18 protein-coding genes are annotated in these 21411 nt (G+C 60.5%); 8 read left to right on the top strand and 10 right to left on the bottom strand.

Annotated features, from left to right (window positions below):
• Positions 1 to 143 precede the first annotated feature (143 nt).
• From PSH65_RS05970 to PSH65_RS05960, 3 genes are all read right to left on the bottom strand, one after another.
• Entirely contained in the window at positions 144 to 359 is a 216-nt protein-coding gene (locus PSH65_RS05970; protein ID WP_008014745.1) for a DUF1289 domain-containing protein, read from the bottom strand.
• Positions 356 to 880, bottom strand: coding sequence for a gamma carbonic anhydrase family protein (locus tag PSH65_RS05965; RefSeq protein WP_003221962.1), 525 nt, complete (start codon positions 878 to 880; stop codon positions 356 to 358). The genes PSH65_RS05970 and PSH65_RS05965 overlap by 4 nt, the downstream gene beginning before the upstream one ends.
• Positions 881 to 948: 68 nt before the next feature.
• Complete coding sequence (locus PSH65_RS05960; RefSeq protein ID WP_305425332.1) at positions 949 to 1548, bottom strand: CoA pyrophosphatase; 600 nt, start codon at positions 1546 to 1548, stop codon at positions 949 to 951.
• A gap of 146 nt (positions 1549 to 1694) precedes the next feature.
• Between PSH65_RS05960 and PSH65_RS05955 the strand changes: the two genes are divergently transcribed.
• The 7 genes from PSH65_RS05955 (at position 1695) to nagE (ending at position 10461) form a co-directional block, all read left to right on the top strand.
• Complete coding sequence (locus PSH65_RS05955) at positions 1695 to 2246, top strand: NUDIX hydrolase (protein WP_038981700.1); 552 nt, start codon at positions 1695 to 1697, stop codon at positions 2244 to 2246.
• Between the two features lie 66 nt (positions 2247 to 2312).
• The gene (locus tag PSH65_RS05950; protein ID WP_305425331.1) at positions 2313 to 2816 is read left to right on the top strand and encodes a murein L,D-transpeptidase family protein; all 504 of its coding nucleotides are present in this window, start codon (positions 2313 to 2315) and stop codon (positions 2814 to 2816) included.
• A gap of 420 nt (positions 2817 to 3236) precedes the next feature.
• Positions 3237 to 3968: a GntR family transcriptional regulator gene (locus tag PSH65_RS05945; protein ID WP_305425330.1), complete on the top strand. Its 732-nt coding sequence runs from the start codon at positions 3237 to 3239 to the stop codon at positions 3966 to 3968.
• 53 nt (positions 3969 to 4021) lie between these two features.
• Entirely contained in the window at positions 4022 to 5128 is a 1107-nt protein-coding gene (nagA, locus tag PSH65_RS05940) for an N-acetylglucosamine-6-phosphate deacetylase (protein WP_305425329.1), read from the top strand.
• Positions 5109 to 6131, top strand: coding sequence for an SIS domain-containing protein (locus PSH65_RS05935; protein WP_305425327.1), 1023 nt, complete (start codon positions 5109 to 5111; stop codon positions 6129 to 6131). The genes nagA and PSH65_RS05935 overlap by 20 nt, the downstream gene beginning before the upstream one ends.
• A gap of 65 nt (positions 6132 to 6196) precedes the next feature.
• The gene (ptsP, locus tag PSH65_RS05930) at positions 6197 to 8713 is read left to right on the top strand and encodes a phosphoenolpyruvate--protein phosphotransferase (RefSeq protein ID WP_305425325.1); all 2517 of its coding nucleotides are present in this window, start codon (positions 6197 to 6199) and stop codon (positions 8711 to 8713) included.
• Positions 8714 to 8745: 32 nt separating this feature from the next.
• Positions 8746 to 10461: an N-acetylglucosamine-specific PTS transporter subunit IIBC gene (gene nagE, locus PSH65_RS05925; RefSeq protein ID WP_305425324.1), complete on the top strand. Its 1716-nt coding sequence runs from the start codon at positions 8746 to 8748 to the stop codon at positions 10459 to 10461.
• A 188-nt stretch (positions 10462 to 10649) separates the two neighbouring features.
• Here the strand turns inward: nagE and PSH65_RS05920 are convergent, their stop codons facing one another.
• From PSH65_RS05920 to purL, 3 genes are all read right to left on the bottom strand, one after another.
• Entirely contained in the window at positions 10650 to 11051 is a 402-nt protein-coding gene (locus tag PSH65_RS05920; RefSeq protein WP_305425323.1) for a DUF6124 family protein, read from the bottom strand.
• An 839-nt stretch (positions 11052 to 11890) separates the two neighbouring features.
• Positions 11891 to 12202 carry a YqfO family protein gene (locus tag PSH65_RS05915; RefSeq protein ID WP_305425322.1) on the bottom strand — a complete coding sequence of 104 codons (312 nt, stop codon included), beginning with the start codon at positions 12200 to 12202 and terminating at the stop codon, positions 11891 to 11893.
• Between the two features lie 19 nt (positions 12203 to 12221).
• Positions 12222 to 16118, bottom strand: a complete 3897-nt coding sequence (gene purL, locus PSH65_RS05910) for a phosphoribosylformylglycinamidine synthase (RefSeq protein WP_305425321.1) — start codon at positions 16116 to 16118, stop codon at positions 12222 to 12224.
• Between the two features lie 274 nt (positions 16119 to 16392).
• Here purL and mltF point away from each other — a divergent pair, with 274 nt between their 5' ends.
• Positions 16393 to 17853 (top strand): membrane-bound lytic murein transglycosylase MltF, encoded by a 1461-nt coding sequence (gene mltF / locus PSH65_RS05905; RefSeq protein ID WP_305425320.1) that lies wholly within the window; start codon positions 16393 to 16395, stop codon positions 17851 to 17853.
• A gap of 128 nt (positions 17854 to 17981) precedes the next feature.
• Here mltF and pdxJ read toward each other — a convergent pair whose 3' ends face one another.
• From pdxJ to rnc, 4 genes are all read right to left on the bottom strand, one after another.
• Positions 17982 to 18728: a pyridoxine 5'-phosphate synthase gene (gene pdxJ, locus PSH65_RS05900; protein WP_008004962.1), complete on the bottom strand. Its 747-nt coding sequence runs from the start codon at positions 18726 to 18728 to the stop codon at positions 17982 to 17984.
• Between the two features lie 97 nt (positions 18729 to 18825).
• On the bottom strand, positions 18826 to 19515 hold the full coding sequence (recO, locus tag PSH65_RS05895; RefSeq protein ID WP_305425319.1) for a DNA repair protein RecO: 690 nt from the start codon (positions 19513 to 19515) through the stop codon (positions 18826 to 18828).
• A gap of 172 nt (positions 19516 to 19687) precedes the next feature.
• Positions 19688 to 20590, bottom strand: a complete 903-nt coding sequence (gene era / locus PSH65_RS05890) for a GTPase Era (protein ID WP_305425318.1) — start codon at positions 20588 to 20590, stop codon at positions 19688 to 19690.
• Positions 20583 to 21272 carry a ribonuclease III gene (gene rnc, locus PSH65_RS05885; protein WP_007905528.1) on the bottom strand — a complete coding sequence of 230 codons (690 nt, stop codon included), beginning with the start codon at positions 21270 to 21272 and terminating at the stop codon, positions 20583 to 20585. Before rnc ends, era begins: the two co-directional genes overlap by 8 nt.
• Between the last annotated feature and the right edge of the window lie 139 nt (positions 21273 to 21411).

Here is a 21411-nt window from a genome sequence, read left to right as displayed (position 1 = left end):
AGGGGGCTTGCCCCCGTTGCACTGCGTAGCAGTGCTAAAACCTGCAACTATTTTCTACCTGAATCACCGCGCGTATCGACTTTACGACTGCTGCGCAGCCGAACGGGGGCAAGCCCCCTCGCCACAAGAACCGCGTGCAATCATCAGGAATCGGACTTGGAGGGCAACATCCAGATCAACCCACTCGACTTCGCCCGCTCATGACACAACCCCAACACCTTGCGCCGCTCTGCGTTGTCCATCCGGCTCCAGCGGGTGATTTCTTCCACCGTGCGCTGACACCCGGTGCAAATGTCATCCTCATCCAGCGCGCAAATGTTCACGCACGGCGATGGAACCGGTCGTTCAATGGTGCTCATTCTTCCTGCTCGACCAAGTCGCGGGCATAACGCTGCGAGTTATGAACATAGTGGGCAGCACTGGCTTCGAGCATCTTCTTTTGCGGCTCAGTCAACTCCCGTACGACTTTGCCCGGTGAGCCCATGACCAGTGAACCATCCGGAATTTCCTTGCCCTCACCGATCAGCGAGTTGGCGCCGATGATGCAGTTCTTGCCAATTTTCGCGCCATTGAGGATCACCGCGTTGATGCCGATCAGGCTGTAATCGCCCACTGTGCAGCCGTGGAGCATGGCGTTGTGGCCGATGGTCACGCCGGTGCCAATGGTCAGCGGGTAGCCCATGTCGGTGTGCATTACGGTGCCGTCCTGCACGTTGCTGTTCTTGCCGATCAGGATCAATTCGTTGTCGCCACGCAACACGGCGTTGAACCAGACGTTGGCGCCCTCTTCCAGTTTGACCTTGCCCACCAGCACGGCGTTGGGTGCGACCCAACTCTGCGGATGGGTATCGACGCGGGCGTCGCCCAGGCGGTATTTCATCTTGTTGTCCTCAAGGCCAGGCTGGCTCACTAGCGAAAAGCAGGATTCACGCCATACGCGCGATGGCTTCAGGTTTTGATAAAACTCTTGGGTGGTTGATGCAGGCTGATTTTCGCGTCATAGAGCAGGTTGATCAACTCGACGATCATGATCGCCGTCAGCCCCCAGATCTTGTACTCGCCATAACGATAGCTCGGCACGTACCAACTGTGGCCCTGGTAGTCGATGCGGTGAGTGTGCTCGCGCGGGTCCTCGCGGAAGAACTCCAGAGGGACGCTGAACACCGCGGCGATCTCGGCGTCGTTGGCCAGATACTCGACAAAATCCGGAATCACACCGACATAAGGTGTGACCTTGATGCCGTGCAGGGAAATCAGCGGGCTCAATGGGCCGATCACTTCAACCAGCCCCGGCGGCAGGCCGATTTCTTCTTCGGCTTCGCGCAAGGCAGTGAAAATCAGGTCAGGGTCTTCAGGGTCGCGTCGACCGCCGGGAAAGGCGACTTCGCCGCCATGGGTCGAGAGCCCGCTGGCGCGAAGGGTTAGCACCAATTCCGGTTCGTCACTGCGCGTGATGGGCACCAATACCGCGGCTTCGGGGAAACGTCGGTCGGTTTCCAGCGTACGCGGCGTGTGATTGCTTACCCGGTGCAGTAGCTCGTCCAGCATGAGTCTTCTCGATCTGTGCCTTACCCTGCATCATGCACCAATCGCACCGGCCGCCCAAGCCCCGAACAGCCTCATGTCGCGAAACGACAACTTGCCGACCGACACCGCTGCACGCCAAGATAGGCGCAGCATTCAGGAACCCAAGCATGAAATTTTGCAGCCAGTGCGGCAACCCGGTAACCCAGCGCATTCCCGAAGGCGATTCGCGCCTGCGTTTTGTCTGCGACAGCTGTCATACCATCCATTACCAGAACCCCAATATCGTCGCCGGTTGCGTACCGACCTGGGGTTCGAAGGTGCTGCTGTGCCGTCGCGCCATCGAGCCACGGCTCGGTTACTGGACCCTGCCCGCCGGTTTCATGGAAAATGGTGAGACCATCGAACAAGCCGCCATTCGCGAGACCGCCGAAGAAGCCTGTGCCCGGGTGCGCAACCTGAGTATCTACACGCTGATCGACGTGCCACACATCAGCCAGGTGCATGTGTTCTTTCGCGCAGAGCTTGTGGACCTGGATTTTTCCGCGGGTCCCGAGAGCCTGGAAGTGCAACTGTTCGAAGAAGCCGACATCCCTTGGGGCGAACTGGCTTTCCGCACGGTGGGCCGTACCTTAGAATGCTTCTTCGCTGACCGGCGGACCGAGGTCTACCCCGTGCGGTCCGAATCGATCCCGCCGCTGGTCCAGCCTGCCATCATTTAAAAGCTCCTACACAAAAAAGCATCTATAAAATAAATAGTCGCGACACCTCTTAGGGATATCGTTTCAATGCGCTGGTTGCTTGCTGTTTTTTGCTTATCGTTTGTCGCTGTCACCCAGGCTTCCTCCACGGAAACGCTGGACGGCAGAGTCATCGAAAAAGTTCTGGTTCTCAAATCTGCCCATCAATTGCAATTGATCAATGATGGCAAGCCGATCAAGACCTATCGCATTTCCCTGGGTAAACGCCCCACGGGGCCGAAGCTGATGGAGGGCGACAAACGCACCCCCGAAGGCTTTTATTGGGTGGACTGGCGCAAGATCAGCGACCGTTTCAACCTGGCGATGCACATCTCCTACCCCAACATCAGCGACGCCGCCCGCGCCCGGCGCGAAGGCGTCGAGCCTGGCGGCATGATCATGATCCACGGCACTCCAGACACCGAAGACAACCCGGAAGACCTGTTCCATACGCTGGACTGGACCGACGGCTGCATTGCCATGCGCAACATGGACATGCGCGAGGTTTGGGGCCTGGTGCCGGATGGCACGATGATTGAGATTCGTCCGTAACCTCCCCCCGTAATGATCGTTCCCACGCTCCGCGTGGGAATGCAGCCCGGGACGCTCCGCGTCCCACTTGAAGCCGAACGCGGAGCGTCCGTAGAGGCATTCCCACGCAGAGCGTAGGAACGATCAGGTGACTACCTTCGGTCGGCATCGAAAAATAATTTTAAAAGATCGCAGCCTTCGTCAGCGCCTACCGGGGAGATACCAATTCCCTCTGCAGGCACTACCAAAGGCTGCGATCTTTACTTTCAAAATCCCCCTCTCTAATACCACTTAGAACCTGCCCCCCTTAAGAGCCTTCAGCAGGCCCGGCTTTGCTGCGCCCACAGCAAAGTACTGGCATTGACATGGTATTTAAGTGGTATTAGATTTCGTCCCACAACCGGGCGACAACAACCTACATCCGCATCGGACCAAACCTACATGAATGACCTCCAGGCCCTACGCCCTGACGACACACAGCCCACGCCGTTGTACCTGCAACTGGCGCGCAATCTGGAAGCGGCGATCCATGCCGGCCAGTGGAAAGCCGAACAGGCGATGCCGTCAGAACGCAACCTCAGCGAACTGCTGGGTATCTCTCGCGTCACCGCGCGCAAAGCACTGGAAGTGCTGTTCGAGCAAGGCCTGATCCGCCGCAATCAAGGCTCCGGCACGTTCATCACCCCACGCCTGGAACAACCGCTGTCGCGGCTCTCGGGGTTCAGTGAAATGCTCCGGCTCAAGGGCTTCGTCCCCGGCTCACAATGGCTGGAACGGGAAATCACCCCGCCGACCCACGAAGAACTGATCCGTCTCGGCCTGTCGCCCAACGACAAGGTTGCGCGGCTCAAACGCTTGCGCAAAGCCGACGACACAGTGATGGCAATCGAGATGAGCACCCTGCCCGCCTCGATCATTCCCAAGCCGCAAGCGGTGGGCGATTCCCTCTACGAATACCTCGACGGCATCGGCAAACCGGTGGTCCGCGCCCTGCAACACATTCAGGCGATCAACGCCTCGGACGAATTCGCCGCCCTGGTGGGCATCGCTCCCGGCACCGCCATGCTGCTGATGACCCGGGTCGGCTACCTGGAAGACAACACGCCAATCGAAGTCACCGACACCTATTGCCGCAACGACTACTACGACTTTGTCGCAGAGCTTCGCAGATAAAGAGCTCCGTCGATAAAGAGCTTCGTTGCCAAACGAGCAAACGAGAACCGATCATGTCCGAAGACAACATCCTCACCGCCCACGGCTGGGTTCGCGGCCGGCTGATCCACGAACACGGCAAGGTCGTGTCCATCGAAGGCCAGCCGTGCGATCCGGCGGACAACGACCTGCCTTACCTGTTGCCGGGTTTCATCGACCTGCACGTTCACGGCGGCGGTGGCAAAGACATCATGGAAGGCACGCCCGCCTTCGAAACCATTACCAAAACCCACGTGCGCTTTGGCACTACGTCGCTGCTGGCGACCACCATGACTGCGCCGAACGAAGAGATCTCGCGAGTGCTCAAGGACGTCGGCGAGTTCTGCGAGCAGCGGCCCAAAGGCAGCGCCCGAGTCCTCGGCGTGCATCTGGAAGGCCCATACATCAACCCCGGCAAACTCGGCGCTCAGCCGAATTTCGCCCACACCGCGTTGATGGCCGAAGTCGAAGAATACCTGGCGCTGGCGCCGATCAGGGTGATCACCATCGCCCCGGAAATCGCCGGCCACGACGGTTTGATTCGCGCCCTCAGCGCTCGTGGCGTGCGCATGCAAATCGGCCATACGCTGGGCAGTTATGAGGAAGGCGTCGCCGCACTTGCGGCCGGGGCCAGCAGTTTCACCCACCTCTACAACGCCATGAGCCCGCTGCACCACCGCGAGCCGGGCATCGTCGGCGCAGCGCTGGCCCACGCCAAGTACGCCGAGCTGATTCCGGATTTGCTGCACGTGCATCCCGGCGCGATCCGCGTGGCCCTGCGCTCGATCCCGTGCCTGTATTGCGTCACCGATTCCACCGCCGCCGCCGGCATGCCCGACGGTGAATACAAACTCGGCAGCCACACCGTGACCAAATGCCTGGGTGGTGTGCGCCTGCCCGACGGCACGCTGGCTGGCAGCACCCTGACCATGGACCAAGCCCTGCGCAACCTGGTGAAGATCGGTTTACCGATCAGCGAGGCCTCGCAACGACTTTCGCAATTCCCCGCCGATTACCTCGGCCTTCAAGAACGCGGACGCCTGCAACCCGGCGCCTGGGCCGACTGCGTGCGGCTGGATCGCTCACTCACACTGACCGCCGTCATGGTCGAAGGAGAAGACATTGACTTCAAAAATGCTTGAAGAGGCGCTGTCCTCCTTCGAGGCCGTGCAAGCCCAATTGCAGCAACTCGACCCGCAGATGATCGAGATCGCCGGACGCCTGCGTCGTCAGCCGCCGCAAGTGGCGATGACTGTCGCTCGCGGCAGCTCCGACCATGCGGCGAGCTACTTTGCCTACCTGACCATGCAGCAACTGGGCATTCCGGTGGCATCGCTACCGATGTCGGTGGTGACCATGCAGCAAGCACCGTTGAAGGTCAGCGGCCAGGTCGCGTTCGCCTTCTCGCAGTCGGGGCAAAGTCCGGATCTGGTGAACAGCCTGCGTCTGCTGCGCAAGCGCGGTGCCTTGAGCATTTCCATGGTCAACGCCGAGAACTCGCCGTTGGAAGCGGCCTGCGAATTCAGCTTGCCGCTGTGCGCCGGCACGGAAAGCAGCGTCGCCGCGACCAAAAGTTTTATCGCCACCCTCACCGCCAGCGCCCGCCTGATCGCCCACTGGAAAGAAGACGCGGAGTTGCTGGAAGCAGGCCTTGCCCTGCCGGAAGGTCTGCGCGAAGCGGCAAAACAGGACTGGAGCCTGGCCATCGATGCGTTGCGTGATTGTCAGCGCTTGATGGTGATCGGCCGTGGCGCCGGTTTCGCCATTGCCCAGGAAGCGGCGCTCAAATTCAAGGAAACCTCGGCGATCCAGGCCGAAGCCTTCAGCAGCGCCGAAGTCCGGCACGGCCCGATGGCGTTGATCGACGAAAACTACCCATTGCTGATCTTCGCCCCGCGCGGCGCCGAGCAGGCCGGGTTGCTGAGCCTGGCCGCCGACATGCGCCAGCGCGGTGCCCGAGTGCTACTGGCCGCGCCAGATGACGTCGCCGAACGCGATCTGACCCTGAGCCGCGCCGAACACCCGGCCCTGGACCCGATTCTGGCGATCCAGAGTTTCTACGTCATGGCCGCAGGCTTGGCCGTCGCCCGAGGCATGGACCCGGACCAGCCGCGTCATTTGAGCAAAGTGACGCGCACGCACTAGTCGAACGGCAAGCGAACAACCCTGAGTTGCTCCGAACCGTCGTTTTTTATAAATGAGACCGAGCCATGCACAACAACAATAAAGAGCTGACCCTCAGCGCCCCGCTCAGCGGCCCGGTGCTCACACTCGCCAAAGTCCCGGACCCGGTGTTCGCCAGCGGCGCGATGGGCGACGGGATCGCCATCGATCCGCTGAACGACACCCTGTACTCACCCTGTGAAGCGGTCGTGACCCACGTCGCCCGCACCGGTCACGCCATCACCTTGCGCGCCGATAATGGCGCCGAGTTGCTGCTGCACCTGGGCCTCGATACGGTCGAGTTGCAGGGCGTCGGTTTCTCGATGCTGGTCAAGGAAGGGGCGCGCGTCAGCAATGGCCAGCCGCTGTTGCGCTATGACCTGGACCAGGTCGCACAGCAGTGCAAAAGCCTGGTCAGCCTGATGATCCTGACCAACAGCCAAGACTTTCAGACGCGACCGATTACGCTGAAATCGGTAAAGGTCGGCGATCCATTGCTGCATATCGTGCCGAAAGTGGCCAACGGTGTGCAGATCGACATTGAGGTCGTCGGCATCGAGGTTCAGGGGCATGTTCATGTCGCCCATCGCGGCGGCCTGCACGCCCGGCCTGCCGCGCTGATCCGCCAGACCGCCCAACAGTTCACGAGCAAATCTTCGCTGCACTTCGCCGGTAAATCGGCGGCCTGTGACAGTTTGATTGGCCTGATGGGGCTGGCCGTTGGTGAGCAAGATGAAATCAAAGTCAGTTGCCAGGGACCGGACGCCGAGGCCGCACTGCAGGCCCTGTTGGCCGCATTATCTACAGCCCTGACCGAAGACAGCAACGCCGCTGCGCCAGCACCGATGGTCCAACGCAATCGCCCCGCCGAAGCGGGCGTGCTGCACGGTGTGTGCGCCGCTCCCGGTCTGGTGGCAGGGCCGTTGTTTCGTCTGAACTCGATCAGTCTGCCCATGGAGGGCGGCAATCATGATCCCGAGCAACAACGTCATGCTCTCGACGCTGCGCTGACCCAAGTCCAGGGCGAAATCGACGGCACGCTGGCCCACGCCAAAAAGCACAAGAATACCGACGAAGAAGCCATCTTCGCCGCGCACCTGGCGCTGCTCGAAGACCCGGCGCTGCTCGATGCGGCCCATCAGTCCATCGACCAAGGCATCGCTGCGACTCATGCCTGGAGCCAATCCATCGACGTGCAGTGCGAGGCGCTTCAGCAACTCGGCAGCCCGCTGCTGGCCGAACGCGCCAACGACCTGCGCGACCTCAAACAACGCGTGCTGCGCGCTCTGCTCGGTGAAACCTGGCATTACGACGTGCCGGCCGGCGCCATCGTCGCGGCCCATGAACTGACGCCATCCGACCTGCTGCAATTGAGCCAGCAAGGTGTGGCGGGGTTGTGCATGGTCGAGGGCGGCGCGACGTCCCATGTGGCGATTCTGGCTCGCGGTAAAGGCTTGCCGTGCATGGTTGCGCTGGGGTCGACTCTGCTGGATCAGGAGCAAGGTCAAGCGGTGGTGCTCGATGCCGACGGCGGCCGCCTGGAACTGACGCCCAACGCCGCACGCCTGGCCGAGGTGCATCAGGCGCAACTCGATCATCAGCAACGTCGCGCGCTTCAACAGGCTCAGGCTCACACCCCCGCATTGACACTTGATGGTGTGCACATCGAAGTCGCCGCCAATGTCGCTTCCAGCGCTGAAGCAGCCGATGCACTGGCCAATGGCGCCGATGGCGTCGGCCTGCTGCGCACCGAATTTCTGTTTGTGGACCGCAACACCGCGCCGGACGAACAGGAGCAGCGCACTGCCTATCAAGCCGTGCTCGATGCCATGGGTGACAAGTCGGTGATCATCCGCACCATCGACGTCGGCGGCGACAAGCAACTCGACTATTTGCCGCTTCCCATCGAAGCGAATCCGGTGCTCGGTTTGCGCGGCATTCGCCTGGCTCAGGTTCGCCCGGAACTGCTGGATCAGCAACTGCGCGCACTGCTGCAGGTCAGCCCGCTGTCGCGTTGCCGGATCCTGTTGCCGATGGTCACCGAAGTCGATGAACTGCTGCACATCCGTCAGCGCCTCGACGCTTTGTGCATTGAACTCGGTGTGAGTGAGCGCCCGGAACTGGGCGTCATGATCGAAGTTCCGGCCGCTGCGTTGCTGGCCGAGCAGCTGGCCGAACACGCGGACTTTCTGTCGATCGGCACCAACGACTTGTCCCAATACACCCTGGCCATGGACCGCGACCACGCCGGCCTCGCCTCCCGCGTCGATGCGATGCACCCGGCACTGCTGCGGCTGATCGCCCAGTCCTGCGCGGGTGCGGCGGTGCATAACCGTTGGGTCGGTGTTTGCGGTGCCCTCGCCTCCGATCCACTGGCCACGCCCGTATTGATTGGCCTGGGGGTCAGCGAGTTGTCGGTGAGCCCGGTGCAGATCGGCGAAATCAAGGACCGCGTTCGCCATCTCGACGCCGATGAATGCCGACGCATCAGCCAGGACCTGCTCAAGCTGAGCAGTGCCAGCGCGGTGCGTCACGCCTGTCACCAGCAATGGCCTCTGAGCTGAACAACAACGATAAGAACCCAGGGAGATCCGCCATGTACCAATACTTCATCGAAGGCCTGCAGCGCCTCGGTCGCGCGCTGATGCTGCCGATCGCGATCCTGCCGATCGCAGGATTACTGCTGCGCCTCGGCGACACTGACCTGCTGAACATCGCGATCATTCACGATGCCGGTCAAGTGATCTTCGCCAACCTGGCATTGATCTTCGCCATCGGCATCGCGGTCGGTTTCGCCAAGGACAACAATGGCACCGCAGGCCTGGCCGGGGTCATTGGTTATCTGGTGATGATCTCCACCCTCAAGGTGCTCGACTCGAGCATCAACATGGGCATGCTGGCCGGGATCGTCAGCGGCCTGATGGCCGGTGCGCTGTACAACCGCTTCAAAGACATCAAGCTGCCGGAATACCTGGCGTTCTTCGGCGGTCGACGTTTTGTGCCTATCGTCACCGGGTTCGCCGCCGTCGGCCTGGGCGTCGTCTTCGGGTTCATCTGGCCGCCGATCCAGCACGGCATCAATGGCTTCGGCACATTAATGATGGAGAGTGGCAGCTTCGGTGCTTTCGTCTTCGGCGTGTTCAACCGCCTGCTGATCGTCACCGGCCTGCACCACATCCTCAACAACATGGCGTGGTTCGTGTTCGGCAACTTCACCGACCCGACCACCGGCGCCCTAGTGACGGGCGACCTGTCGCGCTACTTTGCCGGCGACCCGAAAGGTGGCCAGTTCATGACCGGCATGTTCCCGATGATGATCTTCGGCCTGCCCGCCGCCTGCCTGGCGATGTACCGCAACGCCCTGCCGGAACGGCGCAAAGTCATGGGCGGGATTTTCTTGTCCATGGCCCTGACCTCGTTTTTGACCGGCGTCACCGAACCGATCGAATTCGCCTTCATGTTCCTCGCACCGATGCTGTTTTTGCTTCATGCGCTGCTGACGGGGTTGTCGATGGCCGTCACCAATCTGTTGAACATTCACCTGGGCTTTACGTTCTCAGGCGGCTTCATCGACATGGTCCTGGGTTGGGGTGAATCCACCAATGGCTGGCGAGTGGTCCCGGTAGGGCTGGCGTATGCGGTGATCTACTACGTTGTGTTTGATTTCTGTATTCGTCGATTCAATTTGAAGACGCCGGGGCGTGAAGATGTGCCGACCGGCGACAAGGTGGTGATCTCCGAGAATGAGCGCGCCGGGGCTTACATCAAGGCGCTGGGTGGTGCGGATAATTTGATCACGGTGGGTGCGTGTACGACACGGTTGCGGCTGGACATGGTTGATCGCAACAAGGCATCCGATGCGGACTTGAAAGCGTTGGGCGCGATGGCTGTTGTTCGTCCGGGCAAGGGCGGAAGTTTGCAAGTGGTGGTCGGGCCGATGGCAGACAGCATTGCCGATGAGATCCGGTTGGCAATGCCGGCTTTAGGACGCGCGGTTATCGCCTCCCCTGCTGGCGTTATCGACGTACCTGAACCTGCCGTTGTGGCGAACACAGAGGCCCAGCAATGGCTGAAGGCACTGGGCGGCGGCGACAATGTGCTGCAAATGGATTGCGTGGCCATGACCCGGATTCGGCTGCAACTGGCGGATGGCAAGGCGTTGTCGGAGGGCCAGTTGAAAGCGCTTGGTTGCCTGGGTGTCAGTCAATTGGACGGTGGGGTTTGGTATCTGCTGATTGGTGATAAGGCAGCGAGTTTGAGTTGTGCGCTGGAGATGTTGATCAATCGTAATGAAGTGAGTGCCAGGGTTTAGATTTTTGGCGCCTGAGAGTCGGCTTTCGCGAGCAAGCCCGCTCCCACAGTAGATCGGCGGCGTTCGTAATTCTTATGACCGACTCGGTCAAAATGTGGGAGCGGGCTTGCTCGCGAAGAGGCCCTCACGAACACCGCAAATCTCAAAGCCCGCTGACCGTTCCAAGTTCAGCGGGCTTTTTCATTGCTCTACCCCTGCGGGTCCAGATGATCCAGCACCCGGTTCACCGACAACTCCGCCAGGGAAATCATCTGCTGAATCCCCAATGCCAGATTGCACGCTGGGCCGGTGAGATCGAACGCCAACTCACTGGCCATGACATTCGCCGAGGCCAAGGTTTCACAGGCATGGGCCAGCAGGGTTTCGGAATCTACGTTGGGCGCGACGACGAAAATCGTACTTGGACGCTGGTCGGCTTTGGCCTTCTTCCGGGAAGGTGGTGCGAGATAGTGATCGAGTGCACGGATTGCTGCGTCGTGGAGTTTTTTGGAATTGAGGCAGGCGTAGGGGGAAACGGATTCGTTTTCCATGTTTGTTTCTACGTCTGTTTCTAAGTCTGTTTCTGGAGGATTTGGGCTGTCTTTGATCATTGTGAAACTCCTAACAAAAAGTTGGAGCTACCAGCATCACTTGCAGATGATGGGTGGCAGCTGTGCGCGGGTCTGCAAGACCGAGTTGTTAGGCCCCGGCAGACCCGAAGGTCTCCCGCACACAGCCACCATAAATCGATGACCATTGATTTAAGCGCCACGATTATAGGTGCGCTTAAAGGTGTCTAACAAACTATCGGCGGGCTTGCAGTCCCGGTCACTGAATTGGCAGCGACAGCCAAAGGTTAGAGAACGCACTTCCGACGCACAACCTGAAAGACTTGTGGGAAGGTTCTGATGTTTTTACCGATCAATAAACGTCGTTGCCTGTGAGGTCGCCATCGCGGGCAAGCCCGCTCCCACAGTGGAGCGGTGTGTACTTGCCCCTCACCACTCAACAGGCCGAGCGTTAGCTCGCCTGCAGCTTTTGATCTGGCTTTTGATTTTGATCTGCCCGCCCCTTCGGGAGGCTGAGTGGAGGTGTTCATCTGGGGATTGGCGCGCAGCGCCGTTCGACGCAGTCGAACCCATCGCATGTAGGTCGTAGCGAAGCAGACCGTAGGGCGATGCCCCCAGATGGATACCGGAACGAAGGAACGCCGAGCCTCAGCGAGGGGCCGGACGCTTGGGGCGAGACCTTTTGGTTCCTTTTGGGGCGTTTGCCAAAAGGGACTCGCCGTAAGGGCGAAACCATAAGCCGCCGTCACCGCAGAAATGGATATGTACTCAATCAACCAAGAACCTGGCCGGCCCTAAGGCCGCCACGCCCCAAATCGCAGCCAACAAAAAACCCGCTGAAATCACTTTCAGCGGGTTTCTCATTTCAGCAGCCAGAAGAATCAGAAATCCTCCAACCGCCACACCTCATAAGCCGGCGTCTCATAGGGATGGCTCTGCTTCAGAGCCACCACCACCGCCCGAATCAACTCATCGCTGACCACCAGCTCAACCTTCCACTCCTCAACCTGCTCGACCTGCCCCGCTTCGCCAATGAACGGCTGACTGCCATCCAGTGGACGAAACTGACCCAACCCGAACACCTGCCACGCACAGTGATCATAAGCCCCGATCCGCCCGCCACCGGCGGCGAATACAGCGCTTTTGACCACTTCAACATGACTGGCCGGAACAAAAAAGCAGAGCTTGTACACGGCAATCAGCTCCCCGCTCTTAGTTAACCCACACGCGAGCATTACGGAACATACGCATCCAAGGTGCGTCTTCGTTCCAGTCTTCCGAACGCCACGAGTTCTGCACGGCGCGGAATACACGTTCCGGGTGCGGCATCATGATGGTCACGCGACCGTCACGGCTGGTCAAACCGGTGATCCCGCGCGGCGAGCCGTTCGGGTTCGCCGGGTAGTTTTCGGTGACCTTGCCGTGGTTGTCGACGAAACGCATCGCCACGCAACCCGACAGATCGGCTTCCAGCAACGCTTCTTCGCTGGCGAATTCGGCATGGCCTTCACCGTGCGCGATGGCGATCGGCATGCGCGAACCGGCCATGCCCTGCAGGAAGATCGAGTTCGATTCCTGGATCTGTACCATCGCCACGCGAGCTTCGAACTGCTCGGAACGGTTACGCACGAAGTGCGGCCAGAACTCGCTACCCGGGATCAGCTCGTGCAGGTTGGACATCATCTGGCAACCGTTGCACACGCCGAGGGTGAAGCTGTCGTTACGTTCGAAGAAGCCCTGGAAGGCATCGCGAGCGCGGCTGTTGAACAGCGCGGACTTGGCCCAGCCTTCGCCGGCACCCAGTACGTCGCCGTAGGAGAAACCGCCGCAAGCCACCAGACCTTTGAACTCGTTCAGGTCGACACGGCCGGCCAGAATGTCGCTCATGTGCACGTCGATCGCGTTGAAACCGGCGCGGTCGAACGCGGCCGCCATTTCCACCTGACCGTTGACGCCCTGCTCACGCAGCACGGCAACCTGTGGGCGGATACCTTTCTTGATGTAAGGCGCGGCGACGTCCTGGTTGACGTCGTAGCTGAGCTTGACGCTCAGGCCCGGGTTGTCTTCTTCCAGCAGCACGTCGAATTCTTGTTCGGCGCAGTCGGCGTTATCACGCAGACGCTGGATCTGGTAGCTGGTCTCGGCCCACTGACGTTGCAGCAGACGACGCTGACCTTCGAACACGGTATCGCCGTTGAAAGTGATGCTGATCTCGCCGTTGTTCATTGGCTGACCGATCACCGACACGCAGTCGCCCAGGCCAGCCGCGCTGAACTGCGCGAGGATGTCTGGAGTAGCATCTTGGCGAACCTGGATCACAGCACCCAGTTCTTCGTTGAACAGGATCGCGGCGATGTCGGCGGAAGTTTCTGCCAGACCGTCGAGGTTCAGGCTCAGGCCGCAATGACCGGCGAAGGCCATTTCTACGACGCTGGTCAGCAGACCACCGTCGGAACGGTCGTGGTAAGCCAGCAAGTGACCATCGGCGTTGAGGCCCTGGATCACGGCGAAGAAGGCTTTCAGGTCTTCGGCGTCATCGACGTCCGGTGCCTGCTTGCCGAGTTTGCCGTGAACCTGAGCGAGGATCGAAGCGCCCATACGGTTCTGACCGCGACCGAGGTCGATCAGGATCAGGTCGGTGGTGCCCTTGTCCATGCGCAGTTGCGGGGTCATGGTCTGGCGGATGTCAGCCACTGGGGCGAAACCGGTCACGATCAGCGACATCGGCGAGGTCACAGTCTTGTCGACGCCTTCATCGTTCCAGCGGGTGGCCATGGACATGGAGTCCTTGCCCACCGGAATGGTGATGCCGAGTTCCGGGCACAATTCCATCCCGACCGCTTTCACGGTGTCGTACAGACGCGCATCTTCACCCGGGTGACCGGCGGCGGACATCCAGTTCGCCGACAGTTTGATGTCGGAGATTTTGGCGATGCGCGACGCCGCAATGTTGGTCAGGGTTTCGCCGATGGCCATGCGGCCCGACGCCGGAGCGTCCAGCAGAGCCAGCGGAGTACGCTCGCCCATGGCCATGGCTTCACCGGTGTAGACGTCGAAGCTGGTGGCGGTAACGGCAACGTCGGCCACCGGAACCTGCCACGGGCCAACCATCTGATCACGGGCCACGAGACCGGTGATGGTGCGGTCGCCGATGGTGATCAGGAAGCTTTTACTGGCCACGGCCGGGTGATGCAGAACACGCTCGACGCAGTTGGCGATGTCGAGGGTCGACGGATCGAAATCGTCGCCCAATTCATTTTCGCGAACGGCCGAACGGTGCATGCGCGGGGCTTTGCCCAGCAGCACTTCGAGCGGCATGTCCACCGGGCTGTTGCCGAAGTGGCTGTCGGTCACGGTCAGTTGCGGTTCGGCAGTAGCTTCGCCGACTACGGCAAACGGGCAACGCTCACGTTCGCAGATCGCCTGGAAGCGTTCGAAGTCCGCCGGGCCGACTGCCAGAACGTAGCGTTCCTGGGATTCGTTACTCCAGATTTCGTGCGGGGCCATGCCCGGCTCGTCGTTTGGAATGTTGCGCAGTTCGAAGCGACCGCCACGGTTGCCGTCGTTGACCAGTTCCGGGAAGGCGTTGGACAGACCGCCCGCACCCACGTCATGGATGAAGCTGATCGGGTTCTTGTCACCCAACTGCCAGCAACGGTCGATGACTTCCTGGCAGCGACGTTCCATTTCAGGGTTTTCGCGCTGTACGGATGCGAAATCCAGATCCGCCGAGCTGGTGCCGGTGGCCATGGAAGAGGCAGCACCGCCGCCCAGGCCGATGAGCATTGCCGGGCCGCCGAGCACGATCAGCTTGGAGCCGACGGTGATCTCGCCTTTCTGCACGTGTTCGGCACGGATGTTACCCATGCCGCCAGCCAGCATGATCGGTTTGTGGTAACCGCGAACTTCGTCGCCACGCGGGGTGGTGATCGATTGTTCGAAGGTACGGAAATAACCGGTCAGGGCCGGACGACCGAATTCGTTGTTGAACGCGGCGCCACCCAGTGGGCCTTCGATCATGATGTCCAGCGCGGTAACGATGCGCTCAGGTTTGCCGTACGGCACTTCCCACGGCTGTTCGAAACCCGGGATTTGCAGGTTGGACACGGTGAAACCAGTCAGGCCAGCCTTTGGCTTGGCGCCGCGGCCGGTTGCACCTTCGTCGCGAATCTCACCGCCAGAACCGGTGGATGCGCCCGGGAACGGGGCAATCGCTGTCGGGTGGTTGTGGGTTTCGACTTTCATCAGGATGTGCACCGGTTCTTGCACCGCGCCGTACTGGCGGGTTTCAGGGTCCGGGAAGAAACGGCCGGCGACGGAGCCGACGATCACCGAGGCGTTGTCCTTATAAGCCGACAAAACACCTTCGCTGTGCATTTGATAGGTGTTCTTGATCATGCCGAACAGGCTTTTTTCCTGGCTCTGACCATCGATGTCCCAACTGGCGTTGAAGATCTTGTGACGGCAGTGCTCGGAGTTCGCCTGGGCAAACATCATCAGTTCGATGTCGTGCGGGTTGCGCTTCAAGCCGACGAAGGCGTTGACCAGGTAGTCGATCTCGTCTTCGGCCAGGGCCAGGCCCAGCTCGGTGTTGGCTTTTTCCAGCGCGGCGCGGCCGCCACCCAACACGTCGATCGCGGTCAGGGGCTTGGGCTCGGCGTGGCTGAACAGGCCGGCGGCTTGTTCAAGGTTGTCCAATACGATCTGGGTCATGCGGTCATGCAAGGCGCCTGCGATCAGCTGCGCTTCGGCATCGCTGAACTGGCCGGCGACGTAGAACGCGATACCGCGCTCCAGACGCTGGATCTTGGTCAGGCCGCAGTTGCGAGCGATGTCGCTGGCTTTACTGGACCACGGCGAAATGGTGCCGAATCGCGGCAACACCAGAAACAGACGACCGGTTGGCTCTTGTACTGGAACACTTGGGCCGTACTTCAGAAGGCGCGCAAGCACCTGCTGTTCGTCGCCGGTCAGGACGCCGTTAACTTCGGCGAAGTGAGCGAATTCAGCATACAAGCCGCTGACAGCCGGAACCTTCTGGCTCAGTTGCTCAAGGAGTTTGCTGTGGCGAAAGGCAGAAAGGGCAGGAGCGCCGCGCAGGATCAACATCTTCGGGACAGCCTCGGGAAGGGGTGTGCTTTGAGGCCGTGCATTCTAGCCTAAACCGCCCGCGACATCACCCGAAACGGTACGCACGACTGCACCCGAACGTCGGGCCGGGTATTCGGACCTGAAACAGGTGTGCGCCGCGGGTTATTTTTTCTGTCATGAAATGCTGTTCGGGCCCATTCCTGCGGGCTCCAAGCGGGTTTTAGACTCTCTAGCAGACAAGCCCTTCGCTGTCGAGATATGGCGCTCGTGGTCCTTTGCGTATACTGCGCAGATGTTTTCCCCAACGGCTTTGCGTCCGCGGTACGCCAAATGGCTGATCGCAACCGGACTCTTCCTGGTGCTTGGTGGCTGTGTTGATAAACCCAACACGCTGGAGCGCGTAAAGGAGGATGGCGTGCTGCGGGTGGTTACCCGTAACAGTCCCGCCACCTACTTTCAGGATCGCAACGGTGAAACCGGCTTCGAATACGAGCTGGTGAAGCGCTTCGCCGACGATCTGGGGGTCGAACTCAAGATCGAAACCGCCGACAACCTCGACGATCTGTTCAATCAGGTGGGCAAGCCCAATGGCCCGGTGCTGGCTGCTGCCGGTCTGGTCAGCAGCGAGCAACGCAAACAGCAGGTGCGGTTCTCCCACTCTTACCTTGAAGTCACCCCACAGATCATCTACCGCAACGGCCAGTCACGGCCCACCGACGCAGGCGATCTGGTCGGCAAGAAGATCATGGTGCTCAAGGGCAGCACCCACGCCGAGCAACTGGCGGAGCTGAAAAAGAAATCCCCTGGCATCCAGTACGAAGAATCCGACCAGGTTGAAGTGGTCGACTTGTTGCGCATGGTCGATGAAGGCCAGATCGACCTGACTCTGGTCGATTCCAACGAAGTCGCGATGAACCAGGTGTACTTCACCAACATACGGGTCGCCTTCGATCTCGGTGACGCCAGCAATCAGAGCTGGGCCGTGGCCGCCGGCGAAGACAACAGCCTGCTCAACGAGATCAATACCTATCTCGACAAAGTGAAGAAAAACGGCACCCTGCAACGCCTCAAAGACCGCTATTACGGGCACGTCGACGTGTTGGGTTACATGGGCGCCTACACCTTCGCCCAGCATCTGCAGCAGCGGTTGCCCAAGTACGAACAGCATTTCAAGACGTACGCCAAGAAAGAGAAAGTCGACTGGCGCTTGTTGGCGGCGATCGGTTATCAGGAATCACTGTGGCAAGCGGCGGTCACGTCCAAGACCGGCGTGCGCGGATTGATGATGCTGACCCAGAACACGGCGCAAGCCATGGGCGTGTCCAATCGCCTGGACCCCAAACAGAGCATCATGGGCGGCGCGAAGTACCTGGCCTACATGAAGGAGCAACTGGATGAGTCGATCCAGGAGCCGGATCGTACGTGGTTCGCGCTCGCAGCCTACAACGTTGGCAGCGGTCATCTGGATGACGCACGCAAACTGACGGCCAAGGCAGGGATGAACCCGGACAAGTGGCTGGACGTGAAGAAAATCCTGCCGCGCCTGTCGCAGAAACAGTGGTACAGCAAGACTCGCTATGGCTATGCCCGTGGCGGCGAGCCGGTGCATTTCGTGGCGAACATCCGTCGTTACTACGACATCCTGACGTGGGTCACGCAGCCGCAGCTGGAAGGCAATCAGGTCGCCGAGGGCAACCTGCATGTGCCGGGGGTCGACAAGACCAAGCCGAGCCAGGAAACCCCACAGCTTTAAATCTTCGCCGCCTTCAAAGACGCCATCGCGGGCAAGCCACGCTCCCACGGGTCCGCGTCGAGCACACAATTGTCGTTCAACCCGGACCCGTGGGAGCGTGGCTTGCCCGCGATGGCAGCGCCGCCGATCTAACCTTTCAACGCAGCCGCCAGAATCAGCGCCTTCATCTCCGACACCGCCGACTTGAACCCGACGAACAACGCATGGGCCACCAGCGCATGGCCGATGTTCAGTTCGTTGATGCCCTTGATCGCCGCAACAGCCTCGACGTTGTGATAATGCAGGCCGTGACCGGCATTGACGATCAGGCCCTGGGCCAGACCGAATGCCACGCCATCGGCCACGCGCTTGAGCTCTTCAGCGACTTCGGTTGGCGTCTCGGCGTCCGCATAACGCCCGGTGTGCAACTCAATGGCCGGTGCACCGACACGGCGGGACGCTTCGATCTGCCGCTCGTCCGCGTCGATGAACAGCGACACTTCGCAGCCGATCTTCGCCAGGCGATCCACCGCAGCCTTGATCCGCGCCTCCTGCCCTGCCACGTCCAGGCCGCCTTCGGTGGTCAGCTCCTGACGGGTTTCCGGGACCAGGCAAATGTGCGCCGGGCGGATGCGTTCGGCGAACGCCATCATTTCTTCGGTGACGCCCATTTCGAAGTTCATGCGGGTTTGCAGCACGTCCTTGAGCAGCAGCACGTCGCGCTCCTGGATGTGCCGGCGGTCTTCGCGCAGGTGCACGGTGATGCCGTCAGCGCCCGCCTCTTCCGCGTCCAGCGCTGCCTTGACCGGATCCGGGTAGCGAGTACCCCGGGCCTGACGCAGGGTGGCAACGTGGTCGATGTTCACGCCAAGAAGAATGCGATTGCTGGTGGTCACGGAAGCGCTCCTGAAATAAGGGAAAGTTCGGTGCACAGCATACACGGGGAGCTTGGGTCTGTTGACGCAAGCATCAACAGTTCCTATGGCTGCGAAACTATGGCTTGCGAAACAACTCGCGACTGACTAGAGGGCGACCGCCCAGATGAACGGCCAATGCCTGACGCATCAAGCGCTTGGCAGCGGACAGCGCACCGGGCGCGGACCAGTCGGCATCGGCCATGGCCAGCAGTTCAGTGCCGTTGAACAGGCCCGGTTGCAGCAGATAGACCCGCTCCAGGCCTGCATCCACTTGCAAGCGATACAGGCCGTCTGGCGCGATGGGGTCGCCGTGAATGTCGGTGTTCAATGCAAAGCCGTAACCGAGGTCGTCGAGCAAGCGCCATTCGAAAGAGCGCAGCAACGGCTCCAGCGGACGGCCTTCGGCCAGGGCGAGCAAGGTCGCGGCGTAGTGATCGAAAACCGCGGGATGAGGGTCTTCGGCGGGTAGCAGACGGATCAGCAATTCGTTGAGGTAGAGACCGCTGAACAGTGCCTCGCCGTTGAGCCAGGTGGAAACACCGGCGCTTTCCATGCGACCGACGTTTTTCAACTCACCCCGACCACGGAACTCGACTTCCAGCGGCACGAACGGCCGCGCCAACGTCCCGGCCTTACCCCGTGCGCTACGCAACACCGCCCGCAGCCGACCTTGCGGCGTAAGGAAATCCACCAGCGCACTGCTTTCGCGGTAGGCGCGGCTGTGGAGGACGTAGGCGGGTTGGCCGATTGGCGCGGTGGTCGACATGGAAATCGCAGTTCTCAATGAAAGAGCGCAGTTTTACAAACAACCCAAAACCAATGTGGGAGCGGGCTTGCCCGCGATGGCGGACTTACATTCAACATCTGCGCTGAATGTTACATCCTCATCGCGGGCAAGCCCGCTCCCACAGGGTTCTACGGTGCAGCGCAGACCGGGTTTACAGGTCGCCGTAACCCAGCGAACGCAGCGCGCGTTCGTCATCGGACCAGCCGCCCTTAACCTTGACCCACAGGTTAAGCATGATCTTGGAGTCGAACAGCAGCTCCATGTCCTTGCGCGCCTCGGTGCCGATGCGCTTGATGCGCTCGCCCTTGTCGCCAATGATGATTTTCTTCTGGCCGTCACGTTCGACGAGAATCAAGGCATGGATGTGCAGGGTTTTGCCCTGCTGCTTGAACTCTTCGATTTCCACAGTGATCTGGTACGGCAGCTCGGCGCCCAACTGGCGCATGATTTTCTCGCGCACCAGTTCGGCGGCGAGGAAGCGGCTGCTGCGGTCAGTGATCTGATCTTCCGGGAAGAAGTGATCGTTTTCCGGCAGGTGCTCGGCGATCACTCGCTCCAGCGTGTCCAGGTTGTGGCCGTGCTGGGCCGAGATCGGCATGATCTGCGCGTTCGGCAGCTGTTCCTGCAACCAGGTCAGGTGCGGCATCAGCTCGGCCTTGTCTTCGATACGGTCAGTCTTGTTCAGCGCCACGATCAGCGGGCCGGTCACGTACTGAACGCGCTCGAGGACCATCTGGTCTTCGTCGGTCCACTTGGTGCGGTCGACCACGAAGATCACCACGTCGACGTCTTTCAACGCCGCCGAAGCGGTCTTGTTCATGTAGCGGTTCAGGGCCTTTTCGCCGCCCTTGTGCATGCCCGGGGTGTCGACGTAGATCGCCTGAACGGCGCCTTCGGTCTTGATGCCGAGCATGTTGTGACGGGTGGTCTGCGGCTTGCGCGAGGTGATCGCCAGCTTCTGACCCAGAATGTGGTTCAGCAGCGTGGACTTGCCCACGTTGGGACGGCCGACGATGGCAACATAGCCACAGCGAGTTGCGGTTGTATCAGTCATTGCCATTCTCCACACCCAGGGCAATCAGTGCTGCGGCGGCCGCTACCTGTTCGGCAATACGACGACTCACACCCTGACCTCGGCTTTTTTCATTCAGTAAGATGATTTCACATTCGACGAAGAACGTCCGGCAATGCGGCTCACCCTGGATATCCACCACTTCGTAACGCGGCAGCTCACAACCACGGGACTGCAGGAATTCCTGCAGGCGGGTTTTCGGATCTTTGTTGGTGTCGACCAGCGTCAGGCCTTCGAACTCTCCGGCCAGCCAGGCCAGCACGCGCTCGCGCGCCATGTCCATGCCGGCGTCCAGATAGATCGCACCGATCAGCGCTTCCAGGGCATCGGCCAGAATCGACTCGCGACGGAAACCGCCGCTTTTCAATTCGCCGGAGCCCAGGCGCAGGTATTCGCCCAGGTCGAAACCACGGGCCAGTACGGCCAGGGTTTCACCTTTCACCAAGCGCGCGCGCAAACGCGACAACTGGCCTTCGCGGGCCAGCGGGAAGCGATCGAACAGCGCCTCGCCAGCGACGAAGTTGAGGATGGCATCACCGAGGAACTCCAGGCGTTCGTTGTTGCGCCCGGCAAAGCTGCGGTGAGTCAGGGCCAGGACCATCAGCTCCTGGTCTTTGAAGGTGTAGCCGAGCTGACGCTCTAGACGGCTTAAGGAGACGCTCACGGTTTACCCACGCTGAGTTCGTGGCTGGATTCCACCGCCATCGCCGTGGTGCGGCGCAGGCTTGGGACAATTAACGCTGTGTTCAAAAATAACGTCCTGAATATCGTTGTTTTCATGCTTCTGTCGCCGATTGTGCCGA

The organism is Pseudomonas sp. FP603 (assembly GCF_030687415.1).
In the GTDB taxonomy this organism is placed as follows: Bacteria; Pseudomonadota; Gammaproteobacteria; order Pseudomonadales; family Pseudomonadaceae; genus Aquipseudomonas; species Aquipseudomonas wuhanensis.
This window is presented reverse-complemented; position numbering and strand designations above follow the sequence as displayed.

Bases quoted from the DNA above. Each gene is read 5' to 3' on its own strand.
- PSH65_RS05970 (WP_008014745.1), bottom strand. From the start codon at position 359: ATGAGCACCATTGAACGACCGGTTCCATCGCCGTGCGTGAACATTTGC.
- PSH65_RS05965 (WP_003221962.1), bottom strand. From the start codon at position 880: ATGAAATACCGCCTGGGCGACGCCCGCGTCGATACCCATCCGCAGAGT.
- PSH65_RS05960 (WP_305425332.1), bottom strand. From the start codon at position 1,548: ATGCTGGACGAGCTACTGCACCGGGTAAGCAATCACACGCCGCGTACG.
- PSH65_RS05955 (WP_038981700.1), top strand. From the start codon at position 1,695: ATGAAATTTTGCAGCCAGTGCGGCAACCCGGTAACCCAGCGCATTCCC.
- PSH65_RS05950 (WP_305425331.1), top strand. From the start codon at position 2,313: ATGCGCTGGTTGCTTGCTGTTTTTTGCTTATCGTTTGTCGCTGTCACC.
- PSH65_RS05945 (WP_305425330.1), top strand. From the start codon at position 3,237: ATGAATGACCTCCAGGCCCTACGCCCTGACGACACACAGCCCACGCCG.
- nagA (WP_305425329.1), top strand. From the start codon at position 4,022: ATGTCCGAAGACAACATCCTCACCGCCCACGGCTGGGTTCGCGGCCGG.
- ptsP (WP_305425325.1), top strand. From the start codon at position 6,197: ATGCACAACAACAATAAAGAGCTGACCCTCAGCGCCCCGCTCAGCGGC.
- nagE (WP_305425324.1), top strand. From the start codon at position 8,746: ATGTACCAATACTTCATCGAAGGCCTGCAGCGCCTCGGTCGCGCGCTG.
- PSH65_RS05920 (WP_305425323.1), bottom strand. From the start codon at position 11,051: ATGATCAAAGACAGCCCAAATCCTCCAGAAACAGACTTAGAAACAGAC.
- purL (WP_305425321.1), bottom strand. From the start codon at position 16,118: ATGTTGATCCTGCGCGGCGCTCCTGCCCTTTCTGCCTTTCGCCACAGC.
- mltF (WP_305425320.1), top strand. From the start codon at position 16,393: ATGTTTTCCCCAACGGCTTTGCGTCCGCGGTACGCCAAATGGCTGATC.
- recO (WP_305425319.1), bottom strand. From the start codon at position 19,515: ATGTCGACCACCGCGCCAATCGGCCAACCCGCCTACGTCCTCCACAGC.
- era (WP_305425318.1), bottom strand. From the start codon at position 20,590: ATGACTGATACAACCGCAACTCGCTGTGGCTATGTTGCCATCGTCGGC.